Genomic DNA, 22,113 nt, shown 5'->3' on the forward strand with positions numbered 1-22,113 from the left:
TTAATTTAAATAAAAGAACTAGTTCAGGCAAAAATGTCTGGACCAGTCCTAAATCCGCTCACTGATGCTTTCTAGCGCATCCCTGCTTCAGGTACATAAGCTAACGAAGAAAACTTGTTGTATGACTTAATGAAAAGTAAATTGACCGTCCCACGTGCCCCACTACGGTTTTTTTCAATAATTACCTCGACCGGGCCAACGTTTTGATCATCTTCATCTCGTGGATCTTGATCTTGGTCAGCATTTTCATTGCCATCTTCTCGTTCATAGTAGTCATCACGATAAAGAAATGCCACGATATCCGCATCTTGTTCAATTGAACCCGATTCACGAATATCAGACATTACTGGACGCTTATCTTGTCGCTGCTCAACTCCTCGTGAAAGCTGTGATAACGCAATCACGGGAACTCCCAGTTCTTTAGCTAATTTCTTTAATTGTCGTGATATAGCAGAAACTTCTTGTTGTCGATTTTCACCGGAGCCTTCAATTAGTTGCAAGTAATCAACAACAACTAATCCAAGATTTCCTTGTTCTTTAGCTAATCTTCGACACTTTGCCCGAATTTCCGACATTTTAATTCCTGGCGTATCGTCGATATAGATGTTAGCTTTTGCCAATGATCCCATTGCGACAACCAAGTTTTGCCACTCTTCTTCATTTAATTGACCAGTTCTTAGATGGTTAGCATCAATGCTACCCTCCGCACACAACATTCGGTTTACCAGTTGTTCAGCACCCATTTCCAAGCTAAAAATGGCAACCGATTTGTCAGTCTTTGTTCCAACATTTTGTGCAATATTTAACGCGAACGCCGTTTTACCAACTGCCGGTCGGGCCGCTAAAATAATTAACTCATCCGCATGCAACCCGGTTGTTATTTTATCAAGCTCCTTGAATCCAGTCGGTAATCCGGTAATTTCATCATCATTTTGATATAGACGATCGATTTCTTCCATTGACGTTGTTAAAACGTCCGCAATGGGTTTAAAGCCCGTCTGATTCCGATTTTCAGCAACGTCCATAATTTCACGTTCTGCATCATCGAGAATTGCTGAAACGTCGTCATCTTGGCTATATCCCTTAGTTGCAATCGATGTCGCTGTTTTGATTAACTTTCTTAATAAAGATTTTTCTTGAACAATTTTTGCGTAATAACCAACATTAGAAGCCGTTGGCACCGAACCAGCTAGTTCAGCAATGTACGTGATTCCACCGGCGTCCTCGACTTGATTATGCTCTTCCAACGCATTATTGACTGTTAACGCATCAATCGCTTCGTCTGCATCATTTAAATCAATCATCACTTTAAAAATAACTTGATGGGCGTGTTTATAAAAATCCTCGGCCGTAACGTACTCCATCGCGTCAATTAGTGCATCTGCATTTAAGAAAACAGCTCCCAAAACCGCTTTTTCGGCCTCAATGTTTTGAGGAGGTGTTTGATTCTCTAAAATTCCGTTGTCCATGATACTCATACTCTCCCGTGCTAGTTAAAACCATTGAGATGAAAGCTATTTTTAAACTTTACTGTTCAGATACGTGAACCCTAATCGTTGCCGTTACGCTAGGATGCAGTTTAACTGGCGCATTCGTGTATCCCATACTACGAATTGGATTATTCAACTCAATTTTACGTTTATCGATTTTAATTTTAAATTGTTTTTCAAGTGCCTGGGCAATTTGTTTGCTTGGAATTGATCCGAATAAACGTCCGTCTTTACCGGCCTTCGCCTTAATTTCCACGACTGTTTGATCATTTTCCAAAACAACCTTAAGCTTCTTAGCATCTTCCAAAATTTCAGCTTCGTGTTTCTCTTCGGCTTTTTGTTGTCCCTTTAATTCGCTCATTGCTGAAGCAGTGGCTGGTTTGGCCTTCCCGTTCTTAATTAAAAAGTTTTGTGCGTATCCATCAGATACATTTTTAACTTCACCACGTTTACCCTTACCTTTTACATCTTCAAGAAAAATAACCTTCATTAGAATCACTCCTCATCTTTTTCATCTTCTTGCAAAAGCGCAATCAGTTGTTCTCTTGCATCTTCAACTTTAACATCTTCAATTTGGGTTGCCGCCATCGCTAAATGACCTCCCCCTCCTAGTTTTTCCATAATAACTTGAACATTTTCCGTTCCAACACTACGCGCTGAAATTCCGACCACATCATCTGACCGGCGGGTGATCACAAAGGATGCTTCCACTCCAGAAATGTTCAATAACGAATCGGCCGCCTGTGCCGCAATCACCGGATCATACTTACGATCATCTTCGCCCATACAGATGGCATATTTCGTATCGACGAATTGTACCGTATCAATCAGATGATTCCGCTGCATATAACTGTCAACGTTCTCTTTTAATAGATAACGAATCGTATCCTCATTTGCTCCTACCGAACGGAGATAACTAGCGGCATCAAAGGTCCGCGTCCCTGTCCGTTCCGTAAAGGACTTCGTATCAACTTCAATTCCGGCCAAAATCGCCGTTGCTTCAATCGGCTGAATTGGTTCCCCATCATGCGATTGATACTCAAACATTTCGGTAATTAGCTCCCCAGTTGATGAGGCATATGGCTCAATATAAACCAAAACTGGATTCTCCGGAAATTCGGTTCCGCGACGATGATGATCAATGATGATCACCCGATTACTAAGCTTATCAAATAACTCCTCAGACGTCGTGATTGAACGTTTAGAATGATCAACCATAACTAGCAAGCTTTGGCTGTTTGCGAGCTCTAAGGCTTGTTCTGCGTCAATAATTGAATCTTTTAACTCTTCATGTTCATCTAACTTATCGATCAGACGTGTTACATCAGAATGCACACCCTCTTGATCCAAGACAATCCAACATTCCTTCTTGTTCATTTGAGCGATTCGGCGAATTCCTAAAGCCGAACCCAGCGAATCTAAATCGGTTCTCGTATGGCCCATGACAAAAACCTGATCGGCTTGATTCATTAATTCCTGAATCGCTTGACCAATCATCCGCGCCCGGACACGAGTTCGTTTCTCCATCGGGTTCGTCTTTCCACCGTAGAACCGCGCCTGCTCGTCATCAGCCTTAACGACGACTTGATCGCCTCCACGACCAAGTGCTAAATCAAGATTGCTTTGCGATAAATCTGCTAAACGATTCAAATTATCGTCGCCATACGCGATTCCAATACTTAGCGTAACTGGTGAGTTTTGCTTAGAGGTAGCCTCCCGAATGGTATCTAATAACTTAAAGCTGTCTTCTTCGACCTTCGTCAAAGTTTCGTTGTACATAATGACAAAGAAATGGTCATCATCCACTCGACGAAGATACATACCAAACGATTGCGCCCAGCTCGAAACTTGATTTGTGACAAAATTATTTAGATTTGAAACGTCCGAATCGGCCATCGACTGCGTAATTTCATCATAATTATCAATGAAAATTTGACCAATCACAACTTGACGATTATCAAACTGTTTTTCCATTTCGGCGTAATCCGTTACGTCAATGAAATAAACTGCCCGCTCATCTTTTTGAATTAAAACATCAAAAACATGTTCATTCCAAGTTACGCGATTAAATCCATCATTATTTTTATGATCTTCAATAATTTTAGATAAACTTTCATCCACTTCGCTCAGGGGATGCCCGAGAACTTTTTCATCTTTAAAATAACGTTGTAAATTTGGGTTAACCCATTCTATCCGATTCTGCTCACTATAAAGCAAAATTCCGATTGGCATTGATAGTATCGCGTCTTCTTCAGACTGATCAATTCGAAACGATAACTCTGAAATGTATTTATCGGTTTCGTCGCTTAGTAAGCGTAAAGTCCGAACACTAAAGATTCCGGTGACAATTACCAATACTAACATTACAATTCCGACAATAAAATCAATGTAAAATGCCAAGCCAAGGCTAATCAGCGACAGCAAAACAATTACGACTGCTACTAATCCAACCCTTGGATTACGGATAAATGCAGGTAGACGATCTACTAATTTCATAGCACTTCTCCTAAAAATGTGTCTAACTATCTCTGATTTTACCATACTTACAAGTGATTATTAAAACCGTTCCGTCATCAATTTTTTTCACATAAAAAACACCACCCAAGTATAAACTTGAATGGTGTTTTTGCTAAAGATTAGTCTTCAGCAACGAATGGAAGCAAGCCCATGATCCGTGCGCGCTTGATTGCAATTGTCAAACGACGTTGGTTCTTAGCACTTGTACCACTGACACGACGAGGTAAAATCTTACCACGTTCTGAAATGAATCGTTTTAACAATTCTGTGTCTTTGTAATCGATATACTCAATATGGTTTGCAGCAATGTAGTCGACTTTACGACGACGACGGCCACCACGTTTTTGAAATGCCATAATGATTGCCCTCCTCTATTTAATTTAGAATGGTAAATCATCGTCAGAAATATCAATTGACTGACCGCCATTAGCAAATGGGTCATTCGGATTCGAACTGTTAGGTTGTTGTGCACCGCTATTGTTCGATTGTCCTCCGTCAAAAGGATTTCCAGATGATGGTTGTTGTGAAGGGGCAGATTGACTATTGCCAAATCCGCTATCATTTCCTTGACGACGTTCCGTTGAAGAACGTGATTCAAGAAGTGAGAAGTTTTCGGCGACAACTTCTGTAACGTAAACTCGTTGACCCTGTTGGTTTTCGTATGAACGCGTTTGAATTCGTCCATCAATTCCAACCAAAGAGCCCTTTCGAGTAAAGTTAGCAAAGTTTTCTGCGGCTTTTCGCCACATCACACAATTAATGAAGTCAGCTTCGCGTTCACCCTGTGAATTTGTAAACTGACGATTAACAGCAACCGTAAAACTTACTACTGCGGCACCACTACTTGTATATCGTAGCTCAGGGTCTCTTGTTAGACGTCCAACAAGTACCGTTCGGTTAATCATAAGATCCGCTCCTTCCTAGTTTTTAAGTTTTATATTAACGTACAACGATCATGTGACGAAGAATTCCGTCAGCAATCTTAGATAAACGATCAAATTCGCTTAAAGCTGCGTCGTCGCTAGCCTTAACGTTAACGACGTGGTAAATACCTTCGTTAAAACCACCGATTTCATATGCAAAACGGCGCTTTGACCAGTCTTTTGAATCAACAATTTCTGCACCATTGTCTGTCAAAATCTTGTCGAAACGTTCAACTAAAGCAACTTTAGCTGCATCGTCAAGGTTTGGAGCGATGATGTATGTGATTTCGTAGTTTTTTTCCATTGATTTACACCTCCTCTTGGACTTATGGCCTTCTATCACAACGTAGAAAGCAAGGAGAGTTTGCCAAAAAAGCCGGCAACTCACAAATAAGAATTATAACATCCCTTTTAAGCAGACGCAATAACAAAAAAAGCCTGATTAACGATATACAAGAAACAAGTACACCAAAAATTAGACTTTTATTTATTAATCATAAATTTTTTTTGCCAGATTAAAGGCACTCCATGCTTTCGGCCATCCTGCATAGAACGCCAGATGTGTAATCAATTCCACCATTTCGTCCTTAGTGACACCATTTTTCTTAGCGATTTTCATGTGATCAGCAAGCTGTGGAACACCCTGCGTTAACAAACTTGAAACGGTGATTAGGCTACGATCATGAGCCGACATTTGATGTTCACGTGACCAAACTTCGCCAAATAAGACGTCATCATTTAATTCGGCAAACTTAGGAGCAAAATTGCCGAGATTATCCCGACCTGCCGTTTGTTTTTCTGCCATTATTTAAAATCCTCCTCTGCTTTTTGATACTGGATATCATCGACCGGTTCCAACCATTCCGGTGTTCCCGCCGTAATCGCAACATGCGAAAACCAGCTATTAGACGTAGCGCCATGCCAATGTTTGACACCATCATGCGTTACAATCACATCTCCTGCCACCAAATGCCGAGCTGGCTGTCCTTCTTCTTGATAAATTCCTTCACCACCGGTAACCAATAAAATCTGGTAACCATCATGATGAATGTGCCAATTATTTCGACAACTGGGCTCAAAAGTAACGTTTCCAACACCAACGTCGATCTTTGAATCAGCAACTAATCCTTGTAAGTAACTCTGACCAATGAAGTATTTTGCATATGCATCATTTTTAGCACCCCTTGGAAAAATAACGCCATTTTTCAGATTTTCATTTTTAATCATTTAAACTTGTTCCTTTCGTTTACGCCTGCTTTGTGGGATAAATCGTAAACTCATTAATATTGACTTCTTCGGGTTGATCAATTGCAAAATTAACTACTCGGGCAACCGCGTCCGGCGTAATTCCAACTGCATTATAAAGTTGATTCATTCCTTTTAGCGCCGCTTCATCAGTAATCGTGCTCAATAATTCTGTATTAATCGCCGCTGGATAAAGACTGGCGGTTCGAATATTAGTACCTTCTTGAGCGCTCTCTTGTCGAATCACTTCCATCAGATTTCGAACAGCAAATTTAGTCGCTCCATATACGCCAGCCCCTGGAAAACTCTTAATACCAGCCACCGAGGAAGTTGTAATGATTTGTCCATATTTTTGGTTTATGAAATCGGGCATCACAGCCGCTACACCGTTTAAAACACCTTTTAGATTGATATCAATCATGTCATTCCATTCTTGAACATGCAGAGCGCTAATTGGTGACGTCGGCATGATTCCGGCATTATTAAAAATAACGTCAATCCCACCAAATGTTTCTTTAGCAACTTGAACCAATCTTTTAGCTTCATCTGGTTTGGTAACATCGGTAACGGAATAGGTTGCCTGCATCCCTTTTTGCCTCAAATCATTTACAATTTCGATTAGTCGCTGTTCTCGACGGGCTCCTAAAACTACTTTTGCTCCATTTTGAGCCAATAATCTAGCCGTTGCTTCTCCAATTCCTGAGGAAGCTCCTGTAATTACGATCACTTTATTTTTAACAGTCATACTTCAACCTCCTTAATTCAATTTTCAAAGCTCATGCTAAACCTTCGAGTACGCTCGAACGCAAGCTTTTCATTCGAATTTTTTTAAATATTGTTCAAAATCTTCATCAGCATTAATTGTTTCATCCAATTTTCCGCTGTACCAATCAATTTTATGATTAACAATTGCCAAATTATTCTCTAACTCTCGAATTTGGTCTTCAGCATCTTGTTTTACTCGACGCAATAATTTAATTCTTTGCTGAATTGTTGCATCCCCCTGTGCCCGCCATGCTACATATTGTTTTAATTCCGCCATCGTCATCCCCGTCCCTTTCAAATGCAAAAGAAACTTCAGCCATTTAACGTCCTGTTCGCCATAAAATCGCTGGCCATTTTGATTTCGCCGCGGCTTAATTAGTCCTTCATCCTCGTAGTACCGCAACGTAAAACTTGAAAGATTAACCTTCCGACTAAATTCACCAATTTTATACTGCTTTTCTGCCATCGTTCACTTCTCCCAATCCGTTTTATTTAATTTTAACTCTATCCCTTCGAGTGCACTTTAAGTCAAATAAAATTAATCTTAGCTGACCACAACAAAAAAGGATGATAATCAACATCAATTGATCATCATCCCTTAATTTAAAAAGTCTTTTATTCTTCAGTATTTTCAACCTGTTCGGTGGTTACCTCTGAATTCGGTTCTACTGGTTGCTCAGTATCTTCTTCAACCGTTTCATCAACAATTGCCATTGTCGCAACCTTTGAATTTTCGTCCGTTTTAATTACATGAACACCTAAAGTAGCCCGTCCAGTAGTTGAAACATTATTAACGTCAAAGCGAATCATCACACCGCGATCAGTGATCAGCATCACATCTTCCGTGCCTTCAACCGTTACCAATCCGGCTAATGGACCATTCTTTTCAGTGATATTAGCAGTCTTAATCCCTTTACCACCACGGCCTTTAATTGGATATTCACTTGCTGGTGTCTGTTTTCCATAACCATTTTCAGTGATGACTAATACTTTACTGTCAGGCTTTAAAATTGCCGAACCAACAACGTAATCTTCATCCCGCAAACGAATTCCGCGAACTCCGGTTGCCGACCGTCCCATTGAACGAACGTCCGCTTCCTTGAAGCTTACGGCATAACCTTTGTGCGTTCCAATAATAATGTTTTGTTCACCATCCGTGATCACCACGTTGATTACTTCATCATTTTCCTTCAAGCTAATTGCTTTTAATCCGTTACTGCGGATATTTAGAAATTCAGAAACCGGTGTGCGCTTTGTAACACCATTCAACGTTGTGAAGAAGAGGTACCGGTTGGCATTATCTTCATCACCGTTGTCGCGGCCAATGTTAATTACGGCTTGAATACTTTCGCCACTACTTACGCCCAGTAAGTTAATGACTGGAATTCCCTTCGCCGTTCGACTATACTCTGGAATTTCATAGCCCTTCATCCGATAAACCTTACCGGCATTGGTAAAGAATAACAATACGTCATGTGTCGAAGTTGAAACTAAATGTTCGATGAAATCATCATCATGAACACCCATGCCTTGAATTCCACGGCCACCACGATTTTGAGTCTTAAATTCCGACGTCGCCATCCGTTTGATATAGCCGTTATGCGTTAAGGTGACCATCACATCTTCTTCTTCAATCAGATCTTCGTCTTCAAGACTGAGGACTTCACCAACCATTAATTCTGTTCGACGCGGATCACCAAACTTTTCTTGAATTTCAAGTAATTCATTGTAAATAATCTCGTTAATGCGTTCCTTGTGTGCCAGAATATCACGGTAATCAGCAATTGCTGCCATGACCTTTTTATATTCTTCTTCAACCTTTTCACGCTCTAAACCGGTCAAGCGTACCAAACGCATATCCAAAATGGCTTGGGCTTGCTTATTTGACAATGAATAGTTATTCATCAATTTATCTTTAGCGACCTCAGCCGTTTGTGAATTACGAATAATCGAAATAATTTCATCGATATGGTCTAACGCGATCCGCAATCCTTCTAAGATATGAGCCCGGGCTTCGGCCTTTTTGAGATCAAATTCTGTTCGACGACGGATGACTTCTTCTTGATGTGTTAGATAATATTGTAAAATCTGCTTGAGTCCTAAAACCTTAGGTGCGCCATTCACAATTGCCAACATGTTAAAGCCGAAAGTTGTTTGCATCAATGTCATCTTATAAAGATTGTTCAAGACAACGGATGCACTAACGTCACGCCGAACATCAATTACTACTCGGAGTCCATCTCGATCAGATTCATCATTGACGTCCGTAATTCCTTCAATTCGTTTATCACGTGCCAATTCAGCAATTCGTTCAATTAATTTTGCCTTGTTAACCATGTATGGAAGTTCCGTTGCAACGATTCGTTCCCGACCATTTTTTTCAGTTTCAATGTCAACTTTTGCACGTAAAATGATCGTTCCGTGTCCTGTTTCATAGGCTTTTCTAATTCCCGACTTACCCATCACAATTCCACCGGTTGGGAAATCTGGTCCAGGAAGAGCCTCCATTAGTTCTGCGGTTGTTGCATCTTCGTTGTTCATTAAAATATGGATTGCCGCGATTACTTCTGCCAAGTTATGTGGCGGAATGTTAGTCGTCATCCCAACCGCGATCCCCGTTGCACCGTTGACTAACAGGTTTGGAAAACGAGCCGGAAGGACAACTGGCTCACGTTCTGTTCCATCATAGTTTTCTTGAAAATCGACCGTATTTTTATTAATATCGCGTAACATTTCGAGCGTAATTTTGCTCATTCTCGCTTCGGTGTATCGCATTGCTGCGGCACCGTCACCATCGACGGATCCGAAATTACCATGCCCATCAACTAGCATGTAACGATAACTAAAATCTTGTGCCATACGAACCATTGATTCGTAAATCGCAGAATCGCCATGGGGATGATACTTACCCATAACATCTCCGACAATTCTAGCAGATTTTTTATATGGCTTTTCAGGTGTGACTCCTAGTTCGTTCATTCCGTATAAAATACGCCGATGAACGGGCTTCAATCCATCCCGAACGTCAGGTAAAGCACGCGCAACAATGACACTCATGGCATAATCCAAGAATGAAGTTCGCATTTGATTACTTAAATTGACGTCCGTAATTCGTCCTGACAATTCTTCTGACAATTCGTTTTCCCCCTTAATTTTTGGGTTTTTCTAACTTTTATAACGCGTTTTAAATATCCAAGTTTTTAACAAAGACCGCGTTTTCTTCAATAAATTTACGTCGAGGTTCAACCTTGTCACCCATCAACATTTCAAAGTCGGCACTTGCGGCATCAGCATCTTCAGCTGAAACACGAAGTAAACGACGATTCTCGGGATTCATTGTGGTTTCCCAAAGTTGTTCCGCATCCATTTCACCAAGACCTTTATAACGCTGGATCACTGGCTTAGGCGATGGAGCTAATTGACCCAGAATTGTTTCCAGTTCTTCATCCGAGTCAATATATTGAACCATCTTACCTTGGCGAACTTGGTACAAAGGTGGCTGTGCAATATAAACATAGCCTGCATCAATCATTGGCCGCATATAACGATAAAATAGCGTTAATAGCAGTGTCCGAATATGCGCCCCATCAACATCGGCATCGGTCATAATAATTAATTTATGATAATTAGCTTTAGTTACGTCGAAATCTTCACCAAATCCTGTCCCCAGGGCTGTAAATAGTGAACGAATTTCTTCATTCGCAAGAACGCGGTCCAAAGTTGCCTTTTCAACGTTTAAAATCTTTCCACGAATAGGTAAGATCGCTTGCGTTAAACGAGACCGGCCCGACTTAGCACTACCTCCAGCCGAGTCACCCTCGACGATAAATAGTTCGCTAATTGCGGGGTCTTTAGAAGTATTATCAGCTAATTTACCCGGAAGATTGTTTAATTCTAAACCACTCTTTTTACGGGTCACTTCACGTGCACGCTTAGCCGCAACACGCGCCTTGGATGCCAAAATACCCTTATCAACAATTTGCCGGGCAATTTTAGGATTTTCCATCAAGAATTTGTTGAAAGTTTCAGCAAAAACCTCATTAACGGCTGTTCGCGCGTCCGAATTTCCAAGCTTGGTCTTTGTTTGACCTTCAAATTGAGGATCCGGATGCTTAACGCTGACAACCGCTGTTAGGCCTTCACGTACATCATCTCCGGATAACTTATCATCATTTTCTTTTAAAATTCCCGAGCTTTTTGCGTAATCATTAATAACACGGGTTAAGGCTCGCTTAAAGCCTTCTTCATGGGTTCCACCTTCGTAGGTATGAATATTATTGGTGAAGGTCAACAGCTTACTCTGATAACCCTCGATATATTGCATCGCTACTTCAACGGTGATTCCCTTGGTCACACCTTCGACGTAGATTGGTTCAGGGAAAATAACTTCTTTTCCCTCATTCAAAAATTCAACGTAGTGTCGAATTCCACCTTCGTACAGAAAATCGTCTTCCGTTGGTTGCTCTGGACGCATATCTTTTAAGGTGATTCGCAATCCCTTATTTAAAAATGCCAGTTCACGAATTCGATTTCTTAGAATATTAATGTCATAAGTTGTTGTTTCTTGGAAAATATCAGGATCTGGAACAAAATGAACGATTGTTCCATGTTCATCTGGATCCTCAGTCTCGCCAATAACTTTCATTGGTGTTTTAACTTTACCTAGCGCAAAGTCGATGTAATAAATTTTTCCGTCTCGCATAACCCGTGCATCAAGTTCCGTCGATAAAGCATTAACAACGGAGGCACCAACCCCATGAAGTCCACCGGAAACTTTATAACCGCCACCACCGAATTTACCACCGGCATGTAGGATTGTAAAAACTGTTTCTAATGCGGATTTACCAGTTTTTTTCTGGATACCCACGGGAATGCCTCGTCCGTTATCGCTAACAGTGATGCTATTATCTTTCTCTACGACCACGTCGATTTTATTCGCAAATCCTGCGAGGGCTTCGTCGATACCATTATCGATAATTTCCCAAACTAAATGATGTAGTCCTTGTGAACTGGTCGACCCGATATACATACCAGGACGTTTACGGACTGCTTCCAATCCTTCCAAAACTTGAATCTGACTCGCATCATATTCTTTGGCCAATTCTGCTTTCGTCTCTTTTTCGTCTGCCAAAAGCTATTCCTCCTCACTCTGCATTAAAACTCCGTGGTCAATATTAAAGACATGGGGTTCATTAATTAATTGTTGTGCAACGCCGCTCAAACTAGTGGTGGTGATAAATGTTTGAACTTTATTTTGGATCGCGGTTAATAAGTGCGTTTGTCGACTGTCATCCAGTTCTGACAAAACATCATCAAGTAAAAGAACCGGATATTCTCCGGTTTCTTCTTTCATTAGGTCGATCTCCGCTAATTTCACACTCAATGCGGTTGTCCGTTGTTGTCCCTGGGACCCAAATGTTGAAACATTTTTGCCATTAACAACAAAACGAACATCGTCTAGATGCGGTCCAACAAGCGTTTTCCCTTGTTGAAGTTCTTTTGTCCGTTGTTTTTTGAATAACTCTTGCAACGCGGTATAAATGGTCTCCGCCGAGGTTGTTTGCTCACCTGAAATCGGTGACACATATTGAAATGTTAGCTGCTCTTTACCCTGTGATATTTCTTCATGGATTTCTCGCGACCACTTTTCAAGTTTTTCCAGAAATTGAATCCGTTGAAAAATGATTTCAGCGCCATGGGCAGCCAATTGATCCGATAAAACATCGAGATAGACTTGGTCACCTTTAGGATTAAATTGTAATTGCTTAATGTACTGATTTCGTTGTTTTAGAACGCTTCGATATTGAGCAGAATTGTATAAATATTTAGAACTCATCTGTCCAAATTCCATATCAATAAACTTTCGTCGAACCGAAGGGGATCCCTTCACGATTGAAAGATCCTCAGGGGCAAATAAAATCACATTAAGCTGGCCCACATATTGTGATAGGCGCCCCTGCTCAATATGATTTACTTTGGCCGTTTTTCCCTTGGACGTAATATCTAACTCAACCGGCGTAACGGTGTGTTCTTTTTGAATAACGCCTAAAACACGTGCCTCTTTTGACTTCCAGTTGATTAAATCCCGGTCGCTATTTGTTCGATGGCTGCGTGTTAAAGCTAAAAAATAAATGGACTCTAGTAAATTAGTCTTTCCCTGCGCATTTTCACCCAAGAGGACATTAATTCCCGATCCAAATTCAACATTAAGATCCGCATAATTACGAAAATTATGTAACTCAAGTGTTTTTAAATACATTTAGTTACCAGATTTCGTTGTAATTTTGAAAGAACCTTCCTGAGGAACCTCAATCACATCATCGGCGTATAATTTTCTACCACGCCGATCATCATGTTCACCATTGACTAAAACCGTGTTTTCACGTAAAAACCACTTGGCCTGTCCACCAGTCCCAATGATTCCTTCTTCTTTCAAGAGTTGACCTAAAGTAATAAACGGTGTGTTTATTTCAATCTCTTTTTGCATAACATCACCCCACGTATCTTATAATATTATACCTTTTTTACATGCGAAAAACAATTTGATTAGCCCTAAAATGCCATATCAGCTAATTTAACCGTGTCGAATGTTTTTTGTCTTAAAGGCATTATTTTTTCTCAAATTTGCGTATATACGTTTTTAATAAAATTTGACACGAAAAATTTCTTGAGCTGCGGATTCAAATTAATATAAAAAGCCCACGCCAAAATTCTTGGCATGAGCTTCATTTTTTGTTTTTGAAAATTAACTGTAGCTAGTTTCCAAAGAATTTAAGTTAATCAATTGAATTGGTTTAAAAATATCGATTAAAGTTACCCGAAAATAAAGTATCGCTATGTTAGATTAACTTAGAATGTCCGTACTGGTGTGATTAATTGGATGAAGTTTTCTTGATCTTCTGTTGGCACCAAAGTAAACGGACGTAATGGCGATGTGAACGCCATTTTAATCGATGTATGACCAAATGACCGCAACGCATCTTTTAAGTAGTCCGGATTAAATGAAATTTCTAGGTCTTCCCCATTAACATCCTTCGTAACCACTTCTTCTTCAACATTTCCGACTTCAGGTGAGTCCCCGGAAATAATTACTTTCTTACTTTCGGCATTAATTGTTAACTTAACAACATTATTGCGACCAGCATGCGAAAGTAGTGATGCACGTTCGATTGAAGCTAATAATTCTGGAGCTTCAAATTCCATTTCGGTCGAGCTTTCCTTTGGAATTAAGCGGGACGTATCAGGATAAAGTCCCTCCAACAAACGTGAATAGAATAACGTTTCATCAAACGTAAATAACGCTTGGTTTTCAGAAATTTGTAACGTAATGGTTTCAATTTCATCATCCAACATTCGCGCGAGTTCTAGCAGACTCTTTCCAGGAATAATAATATCTTCTGGCATTTTAACCGTTTCTGGCAAATTGATTACCCGTTGACTTAATCGATGGCTATCGGTCGCAACGGCTGATAATTTATTCCCTTCGATTGTAAAATGGATTCCGGTTAAAATTGGACGACTCTCTTGCGTTGAAACAGCAATTACCGTTTCATTAATCATTTCACTGAATACATCGGCGTTTAAAGTAATTGTCGTCTGACTATCAACTTCTGGTAGCCGAGGGAAGTTATTTGCATCTAAGCCGTTAATTTTAAATTCTGAAGCACCGGATGTGATCGTTGTCTGAAAACCATCAGAAACTTCAAGTAACATAGTGTTGTCTGGTAATTTTTTTACGATATCACTGAAAAAACGAGCCATTAAAACAATCGATCCGGTACTTTCAATGTCTAAATGAGCATCTTCATCACTAGTTGCGATGGTTGTTTCAATTGAAATATCGGTATTACTACCGGTTAAGATTAATCGATCATTTTCAGCTTCGATTTTTAAACCGGTCAAAATTGGAATTGTCGTTTTTGAAGAAATGGCTCTTTGAACCGCGTTTAATTTTTTTATAAATGTGTTTCGAGCTATGGTAAATTTCATTTTACAAAACTCCTTTTTGATACGTCTTGTTTTTATATTAAATAATAATAAAAGATAATAATAGTAATAAGGGCTGTTAGCTCTGTGGAAAACTCAAAAATCAAACTGTAATTTAAGTTTTCCACTGTGGAAAACTTGTGGAAAACTTTTAAAGTTATTCACAGTTATCCACAATTTAAGGTTTGAGTTCGCTTTTTAAATCACCAACTTGGCGGGCTAACTCTTCATCATTTTCAAGCTCGGATTTGATTTTATCAAAAGAGTGAATGACGGTTGTATGATCTTTACCACCAAACTCAGTTCCAATTTTCGGAAGAGAATTGTCAGTGAGTTCACGTGAAAGATACATCGCGATTTGGCGTGGAATAACGATTGATTTCATTCGCTTTTTTCCTTTAATGTCGGCAACAGACACGTGAAAGTACTTGGCAACTTTGTCTTGAATCATTGGAATGGTGATATGGCTAAGATTACTCCCAAAATTTAGGCTCCGTAATGCGTCTGCAGCAAGATCCGTTGTGATCGCTGAGTTTTGAAGCTTAGCGTATGCCTGAATTCGAGCCATCGCGCCTTCCAGCTCCCGAATATTAGAATCAATCCGATTAGCAATGTATTCCAAAGTTTCGTCTGGAATCTCGACGTTATCCGCTTGCGCTTTTTCGCGTAAAATTGCAATTCGAGTTTCCAGATTGGGCGGCGTGATATCAATTGAAAGTCCCCATTTGAATCGTGAAACCAGGCGTTCTTGTAACTTGGGAATTTCGTTAGGCAAACGATCCGAGGTTAAAACAATCTGCTTTTGAGCATTATACAAAGCTTCAAAAGTATGGAAGAACTCTTCCTGAGTTGCTTCTTTGTCCGCAAAAAACTGCACATCATCGACTAATAAAAGGTCAACATTTCGATACTTCTCATGAAATTCTTCCGTTTTATTTTTTTGAATCGAATTAATGAAGTCATTAGTGAACGCCTCACTGGTGACGTATTTAACACGCGTTTTGGGATCATTTTCTAAAAGTTGATGTCCAATTGCGTGCATTAAATGAGTCTTACCCAGTCCGACACCTCCATAAAAGAAGAGCGGATTGTACAAAACACCAGGTTCATCAGAAACCGCCATTGCCGCAGCGTGAGCCATTTGATTTCCACTACCAATAACGAATGTATCAAATGTATAGCGACCATTGAGTTGAGTATCTTCAGTAGAAAACTCGGGCTCTTTTGATCCTGATTGTGCTTGGTTTGATTTCTGGGCTTCGAATTCATCTTCGGTCACAAACTCAGGCGTAATGTCCTGATCTGCGAACTGATAAGCATATTCAACGAACTTTTCGGTCAAATGCTTAGTCCAATAATCTCGGTGTAGATTCGACAAAACTTTGATCTTCATTACGTGATTTTCTAATGAGATCGGTTCGGCCGTATCCACCCAAGCACCGAAACTGGCCTTTGACATGGAGTCGTCTTTTTCGAAACTATTTTTAATGTTGTTCCAAAGGTCAATATAATTAGGCACTTTTTAATTCCTCCAAAATTTTTAGCTCACTCAGTTTATCATAAAAAAAAAAGGTTTTCCACAAGCGTGTGGAAAACTAAATACTGTAAAATAACAGGCTGTGAGTTGAGTTATCCACAGGATGTTATTAACAGGCTGGTTGATCCGAAAAAAGATAGTTATAAACAAAACGCTGTGGAAAATTCTTGTTGATGTATAGGCGTTTAAACGACATATCCACAGATTTCCACAAGCCTGTGGATAACTATATAAACACCCTGTTATTCGAAAAAATGCTTGCGAAAAAGCCTGTTCAAAACTCTGAATCGGTAAAATAGTTATCCACAAACTATATACAAACTAACGCTCTGTTTGTGGATAAAATTTTAATTTTTTATTTTAATTAGGTGGTTTGATTTCTAAGTTAGGTGTGATATTATATTAAGGTAATTGTTAAAAACGACATAAACTGATTTATCGAAAATTCAAAAGATATAAAAATTCAGTATGTGTATTTTCGTTCAGGAGGTGGACCATAATGAAACGAACATATCAACCAAAGAAGCGCCATCGTCAACGCGTTCATGGTTTCCGTAAACGCATGAGCACAAGCAACGGTCGTAAGGTTTTAGCACGCCGTCGCCAAAAAGGTAGAAAAGTATTATCTGCATAATAAGGCCACTGATCCCAGTGGTCTTTTATTTTTAAAATTTTTTAGAGACAACACCCCAATTTTTACATATAATAAATGATAGTGATTTATTTTTAGTAGTGGAGAGAAATAATGCGAAAGTCATATCGAATAAAAAAAGAGCTTGAGTTCCAAAAGGTTTTTGAAACTCGAAATTCATTTGCAAATAAAAAATTTGTTGTTTATGTAATGGAAAAACCAGAACAACCCCATTTTCGGGTCGGAATTTCTGTTGGGAAAAAAATTGGAAATGCAGTTATGCGCAATTATATGAAACGACGAATTCGCCAAAGTATTTTAGAATTTAAGCCACTTTTACGACAAGATGTTGATTTTTTAGTTATTGCTCGCCCACAATCGTCTGGATTACCAATGAATGAAGTGAAACAACAATTGGAACACGTTTTTAAGCTGGCAGGGTTGTTTGCTTCAAAGCAAAGTGAGGAAAAATAGTGAAACATCTAAAACGAAACATGGCGCTGATTAGTGTTGCAGCGTTGTCCTTAATATTAACTGCGTGTAGCACTGCCCCAATAACTAGCCATAGTAAAGGTTTTTGGGATGGTGTAATTGTATATAATTTCTCAAAATTCATCATTTATTTGTCAAACTTATTTGGTGGTTATGGTTGGGGAATTATTGTATTTACAATTTTAATTCGAATTATCATTCTTCCATTGATGATTTACCAAACTAAAACAACAATGAAGACGGCTGAACTTCAACCCAAGTTAAAGGAAATTCAAAAGAAATATTCATCACGCGACATGGAGAGTCAGCAAAAACTCCGTGAAGAACAGCAAAAGCTCTATGCTGAAGCCGGAGTTAACCCAATGGCGGGATGCTTACCATTGATTATCCAACTGCCCGTTATGTATGCCCTATATGCAGCAGTTAGCCGAACGCCGGCTTTAAAGGGTGGAACATTCTTGTGGCTCCATTTAGGAGATAAAGATCCTTACTTTATCTTGCCAGTATTGGCAGCACTCTTCACTTTGATTAGTACGTGGTTATCCATGAAATCACAACCAAAGAGTTCGCAAAATGGAATGACCGCCGCAATGACCTTTGGGATGCCGTTAGTAATTTTAATTACGGCGCTTAATTTTGCGTCAGCGATTACTTTATACTGGGTGATTACCAACCTATTCCAAGTTGGACAAACACTAATTATTCAAAACCCATTTAAGATTCAAAGGGAACGAGAAGAGCGTCTTCAAACAGAAAAAGCAAAACGTAAAGCAATTGAAAAAGCAAAACGTAAAGCAACGAAGAGTAAACGAAAATAAAACGTAATTAAAGATATTTTTAGTCGAGTTCCGTTAAATGCACGTATCTGTTAGCATTTAACGGAACTTTTTAATTATTTAGATGACGCCGTTGGAGTCAGACATTGTTTCGAAGGACAGTAATTAAAATTGTGCGTTTATCTTTCAAGCATGCTTAAATATGAGAATAAAAAATTGACAAATGAAATGTAAAATTTTATGATGTAGTTCGTAAATAAACTGAATATGATGAAGTAGTGAAAGTGCTTTGTCCACCTTATATCTAATTAGGCTAATTGGATGATGGTGGGACTGCGCTTTTTTTATTGGAAAGAAAGGACAATATTATGCAGAGTATTTCAACCGAATTTGATACGATTGCGGCAATTTCAACACCTCCTGGAGAGGGTGGAATTTCAATTATTCGAATTAGTGGAGTAGATGCCTTAAAAACGGCGGCTCAAATTTACCAAGGGAAAAATTTGAACAAAGTTGAAAGTCATACGATAAACTATGGTCATATTATTGATCCGGATAATGGAAATGAAGTCGATGAAGTGATGGTTTCAGTGATGCGTGCTCCAAACACGTATACCAAAGAAGATGTTGTTGAAATTAATTGTCATGGTGGAATTGTGGCAACTAATCGAATTTTACAAATCATCCTAAGCTTGGATGCCAGACTGGCCAAACCAGGCGAATTCACTGAAAGAGCTTTTTTGAATGGCAGAATAGACCTATCACAGGCGGAAGCCGTTATGGATTTGATTCGAGCTAAAACTGATCAATCGATGAAGGTCGCGCTCGACCAACTAGATGGAAATTTATCGCACTTAATTAAGAATTTACGACAAGATATTTTAGACGTCTTGGCTCAAGTTGAAGTTAATATTGACTATCCCGAATACGATGACGTAGAAACAATGACGGCGCGACTGTTGCAAGAAAAGGCGACAGAAGTTAAAGCGAAAATTCAGCAATTATTGTCGACCGCAAAGCAAGGGAAAGTATTACGTGATGGACTAGCAACGGCAATTGTTGGTCATCCAAATGTTGGAAAGTCGAGTATTTTAAATCACCTATTACATGAAGATAAAGCAATTGTAACGGATGTTGCTGGAACAACTCGTGATGTTATCGAAGAGTATGTAAATGTCCAAGGTGTGCCGTTGAAATTAGTGGATACCGCTGGAATCCATGAAACAGATGACAAAGTTGAAAAGATCGGTGTTGATCGAAGTCGGAAAGCTTTGTCACAGGCAGACCTAGTAATCTTAGTACTAGATAGTAGCGTCCCACTTCGCGATGAGGATCGGGAGCTTCTTCGTGAAACGGCAGGTTCACAGAGGATTGTCGTCTTAAATAAAGCAGATTTAGATAACCAAATTAACTTAATTGAACTTCATGAGTATGTGAAGGATAGTGAAATTATTAAGTCCTCAGCGGTTTCTCCAATGGGAACCAAAGATCTTGAGGATCGCATTGCTAAAATGTTTTTTGCAGGAAGCATCGAAAATACGTCTAATAATATTATGGTCACCAATGCTAGACACATTGGTCTACTAAAACAGGCAGAAACAGCACTAGATTCTGTATTAGAAGGAATTGAAGTTGGAATGCCAGTTGATCTAGTTCAGATTGATATGACGCGTGCGTGGGATTTATTAGGTGAAATCACTGGTGATAGTTACCAAGACGAGCTATTGGATCAATTATTTAGCCAATTCTGCTTAGGAAAATAAATAGGAGTTGAAAACATGTCTGAAGTAAAACAATATGATGGCCGTGAGTACGACGTTATTGTAGTCGGAGCAGGGCACGCTGGTTCGGAAGCGGCATTAGCGGCTGCCCGAATGGGAAATAAAACACTATTAATGACGATTAATCTTGATATGGTGGCATTTATGCCTTGTAATCCCTCAGTTGGAGGACCGGCGAAAGGAATCGTCGTTCGTGAAATTGATGCGTTAGGCGGCGAGATGGGCCGTAATATCGATAAGACGTACGTTCAGATGCGGATGCTAAACACAGGAAAGGGTCCAGCAGTTAGGGCATTACGAGCACAGGCTGATAAGCATGCTTACCATGCTGAAATGAAAAAGACGATTGAGGCAGAACCTAATTTAACACTTCGCCAAGGGATTGTTGATGATTTAATTGTTGAAGATGGGATTTGTAAGGGCGTTGTGACAAATACTGGCGCGCGTTATCATGCTAAAAGCGTTGTTTTAACTCTGGGAACAGCTGCTCGAGGTAAAATTATTATCGGTGAACTTCAATATTCATCCGGTCCAAATAATTCGCAATCAGCGTTAGAACTAACCAAAAATTTAACAGAAAAGTATCATTTTGACTTGGAGCGTTTCAAAACCGGCACTCCACCACGTGTTGATGGTGGAACCATTCATTATGATGAAACAGAAGAACAGCCTGGAGATGAAACACCAAACCATTTTAGTTTTCAGACGCCAGACAGTAAGTATATTGACATTAAGAATCAATTATCTTGCTGGTTGACTTATACTAACGAAAAGACGCACGAAATTATTCGTGAGAATTTGGATCGTGCTCCGATGTTTTCAGGAATGATCGAAGGAGTTGGCCCACGCTATTGTCCTTCAATTGAAGATAAAATTGTTCGTTTTGCGGATAAAAGTCGTCATCAACTTTTCCTTGAGCCAGAAGGACGAAAGACAGACGAATGGTACGTGCAAGGACTATCAACATCGATGCCAGAAGAAGTTCAACAACAAATTTTACATTCAATTAAAGGACTCGAAGATGCAGAAATGATGCGTCCGGGCTATGCAATTGAATATGACGTTGTTGCACCATACCAATTGAAGAACACGTTAGAAACTAAGTTGATTAAGAACTTATACACTGCAGGACAAACCAATGGAACATCAGGTTATGAGGAAGCTGCCGGACAAGGATTGATCGCTGGAATTAATGCTGGTCGTCGTGCTTTGGGTGAAGAACCATTGGTATTGAAGCGCAGTGACGCATACATTGGTGTAATGATTGATGACTTGGTTACAAAGGGAACTAAAGAGCCATATCGTTTGCTAACGAGTCGTGCAGAATATCGTTTGATTTTGCGTCATGATAATGCGGATCTACGATTGACAGAGATGGGACATCAGATCGGATTGATCAGCGATGACGAATATGACGCTTTTCTTGAAAAGCAAGAAGATATTAAAAATGAACTTCAGCGTCTATCTGAAATTAGAATTAAGCCAAGCCAAGTTCAAGAATTTCTTGAATCTAAAGGCTCAAACGGTTTAAAGGATGGCGTACTGGCCTCTGAATTTCTTCGTCGTCCAGAAGTTAGTTACAATGACTTGCTGAAGTTCATCGATGAATCTGAAAAAGATCTTGATCGCCGAGTTATCGAGCAGGTTGAGATTGAAATAAAGTATGCTGGTTATATTAAGAAGGCTAAAGATCGTGTTGATCGTTTAAAGCGAATGGAAGAAAAAGCAATACCTGATCGAATTGACTATTCAGCGATCAACGGTTTAGCTACCGAAGGGCGTCAAAAGCTTGAGAAAATCCAACCAACGACAATTGCACAGGCTTCACGAATTAGTGGGGTTACGCCGGCAGATATTGCCATTTTGAGTGTTTACATTCAGCAGGGCAAGATTGCTAAGGTGGGTTAATTTATCAATTATAAAAAGCGTTAATCTCGACTGAAAAAAGTTGGATTAACGCTTTTTATTTG

21 protein-coding genes are annotated in these 22,113 nt (G+C 39.6%); 5 read left to right on the forward strand and 16 right to left on the reverse strand.

Annotated elements, in window-relative coordinates; genetic code table 11:
* Window positions 1-71: 71 nt before the first annotated feature.
* From dnaB to dnaA, 16 genes are all read right to left on the reverse strand, one after another.
* A complete protein-coding gene (gene dnaB, locus IV81_RS04050; RefSeq protein WP_057802542.1) occupies window positions 72-1,469 on the reverse strand; it encodes a replicative DNA helicase in 1,398 nt (465 codons plus the stop codon).
* A gap of 58 nt (window positions 1,470-1,527) precedes the next feature.
* Window positions 1,528-1,980 carry a 50S ribosomal protein L9 gene (rplI, locus tag IV81_RS04055; RefSeq protein WP_057802545.1) on the reverse strand — a complete coding sequence of 151 codons (453 nt, stop codon included), beginning with the start codon at window positions 1,978-1,980 and terminating at the stop codon, window positions 1,528-1,530.
* Between the two features lie 5 nt (window positions 1,981-1,985).
* Complete coding sequence (locus IV81_RS04060; RefSeq protein WP_057802547.1) at window positions 1,986-3,986, reverse strand: DHH family phosphoesterase; 2,001 nt, start codon at window positions 3,984-3,986, stop codon at window positions 1,986-1,988.
* Between the two features lie 140 nt (window positions 3,987-4,126).
* Complete coding sequence (gene rpsR / locus IV81_RS04065) at window positions 4,127-4,363, reverse strand: 30S ribosomal protein S18 (RefSeq protein WP_002833867.1); 237 nt, start codon at window positions 4,361-4,363, stop codon at window positions 4,127-4,129.
* A 24-nt stretch (window positions 4,364-4,387) separates the two neighbouring features.
* Window positions 4,388-4,912: a single-stranded DNA-binding protein gene (ssb, locus tag IV81_RS04070; protein WP_057802549.1), complete on the reverse strand. Its 525-nt coding sequence runs from the start codon at window positions 4,910-4,912 to the stop codon at window positions 4,388-4,390.
* A 34-nt stretch (window positions 4,913-4,946) separates the two neighbouring features.
* Complete coding sequence (rpsF, locus tag IV81_RS04075) at window positions 4,947-5,234, reverse strand: 30S ribosomal protein S6 (protein WP_057802551.1); 288 nt, start codon at window positions 5,232-5,234, stop codon at window positions 4,947-4,949.
* A 186-nt stretch (window positions 5,235-5,420) separates the two neighbouring features.
* Window positions 5,421-5,735 carry a carboxymuconolactone decarboxylase family protein gene (locus IV81_RS04080; RefSeq protein WP_057802554.1) on the reverse strand — a complete coding sequence of 105 codons (315 nt, stop codon included), beginning with the start codon at window positions 5,733-5,735 and terminating at the stop codon, window positions 5,421-5,423.
* On the reverse strand, window positions 5,735-6,157 hold the full coding sequence (locus IV81_RS04085) for a cupin domain-containing protein (protein WP_057802555.1): 423 nt from the start codon (window positions 6,155-6,157) through the stop codon (window positions 5,735-5,737). Before IV81_RS04085 ends, IV81_RS04080 begins: the two co-directional genes overlap by 1 nt.
* Before the next feature lie 19 nt (window positions 6,158-6,176).
* The gene (locus IV81_RS04090) at window positions 6,177-6,920 is read right to left on the reverse strand and encodes an SDR family oxidoreductase (protein WP_057802557.1); all 744 of its coding nucleotides are present in this window, start codon (window positions 6,918-6,920) and stop codon (window positions 6,177-6,179) included.
* Window positions 6,921-6,989: 69 nt separating this feature from the next.
* The gene (locus IV81_RS04095) at window positions 6,990-7,406 is read right to left on the reverse strand and encodes a MerR family transcriptional regulator (protein WP_057802559.1); all 417 of its coding nucleotides are present in this window, start codon (window positions 7,404-7,406) and stop codon (window positions 6,990-6,992) included.
* A 149-nt stretch (window positions 7,407-7,555) separates the two neighbouring features.
* Window positions 7,556-10,024 carry a DNA gyrase subunit A gene (gene gyrA, locus IV81_RS04100; protein WP_420848343.1) on the reverse strand — a complete coding sequence of 823 codons (2,469 nt, stop codon included), beginning with the start codon at window positions 10,022-10,024 and terminating at the stop codon, window positions 7,556-7,558.
* A 100-nt stretch (window positions 10,025-10,124) separates the two neighbouring features.
* Complete coding sequence (gene gyrB / locus IV81_RS09430) at window positions 10,125-12,071, reverse strand: DNA topoisomerase (ATP-hydrolyzing) subunit B (protein WP_057802563.1); 1,947 nt, start codon at window positions 12,069-12,071, stop codon at window positions 10,125-10,127.
* Between the two features lie 3 nt (window positions 12,072-12,074).
* Window positions 12,075-13,199: a DNA replication/repair protein RecF gene (gene recF, locus IV81_RS09435; RefSeq protein ID WP_057802565.1), complete on the reverse strand. Its 1,125-nt coding sequence runs from the start codon at window positions 13,197-13,199 to the stop codon at window positions 12,075-12,077.
* Complete coding sequence (yaaA, locus tag IV81_RS04115; RefSeq protein WP_057802567.1) at window positions 13,200-13,427, reverse strand: S4 domain-containing protein YaaA; 228 nt, start codon at window positions 13,425-13,427, stop codon at window positions 13,200-13,202.
* A 362-nt stretch (window positions 13,428-13,789) separates the two neighbouring features.
* Window positions 13,790-14,929, reverse strand: coding sequence for a DNA polymerase III subunit beta (dnaN, locus tag IV81_RS04120; RefSeq protein WP_057802569.1), 1,140 nt, complete (start codon window positions 14,927-14,929; stop codon window positions 13,790-13,792).
* A 175-nt stretch (window positions 14,930-15,104) separates the two neighbouring features.
* Window positions 15,105-16,445 carry a chromosomal replication initiator protein DnaA gene (gene dnaA / locus IV81_RS04125; protein ID WP_057802571.1) on the reverse strand — a complete coding sequence of 447 codons (1,341 nt, stop codon included), beginning with the start codon at window positions 16,443-16,445 and terminating at the stop codon, window positions 15,105-15,107.
* A gap of 517 nt (window positions 16,446-16,962) precedes the next feature.
* Between dnaA and rpmH the strand changes: the two genes are divergently transcribed.
* The 5 genes from rpmH (at window position 16,963) to mnmG (ending at window position 22,051) form a co-directional block, all read left to right on the forward strand.
* Window positions 16,963-17,097 (forward strand): 50S ribosomal protein L34, encoded by a 135-nt coding sequence (gene rpmH, locus IV81_RS04130; protein WP_002829327.1) that lies wholly within the window; start codon window positions 16,963-16,965, stop codon window positions 17,095-17,097.
* Window positions 17,098-17,208: 111 nt separating this feature from the next.
* Window positions 17,209-17,568, forward strand: a complete 360-nt coding sequence (gene rnpA, locus IV81_RS04135) for a ribonuclease P protein component (protein WP_057802572.1) — start codon at window positions 17,209-17,211, stop codon at window positions 17,566-17,568.
* Window positions 17,568-18,404 (forward strand): YidC/Oxa1 family membrane protein insertase, encoded by an 837-nt coding sequence (locus IV81_RS04140; protein WP_057802574.1) that lies wholly within the window; start codon window positions 17,568-17,570, stop codon window positions 18,402-18,404. Before rnpA ends, IV81_RS04140 begins: the two co-directional genes overlap by 1 nt.
* 326 nt (window positions 18,405-18,730) lie before the next feature.
* Window positions 18,731-20,125 carry a tRNA uridine-5-carboxymethylaminomethyl(34) synthesis GTPase MnmE gene (mnmE, locus tag IV81_RS04145; protein ID WP_057802576.1) on the forward strand — a complete coding sequence of 465 codons (1,395 nt, stop codon included), beginning with the start codon at window positions 18,731-18,733 and terminating at the stop codon, window positions 20,123-20,125.
* A 15-nt stretch (window positions 20,126-20,140) separates the two neighbouring features.
* The gene (mnmG, locus tag IV81_RS04150; protein WP_057802579.1) at window positions 20,141-22,051 is read left to right on the forward strand and encodes a tRNA uridine-5-carboxymethylaminomethyl(34) synthesis enzyme MnmG; all 1,911 of its coding nucleotides are present in this window, start codon (window positions 20,141-20,143) and stop codon (window positions 22,049-22,051) included.
* The last annotated feature ends 62 nt before the right edge of the window (window positions 22,052-22,113 follow it).

It is taken from the genome of Pediococcus stilesii, from assembly GCF_001437075.1.
GTDB classification, from domain to species: domain Bacteria; phylum Bacillota; class Bacilli; order Lactobacillales; family Lactobacillaceae; genus Pediococcus; species Pediococcus stilesii.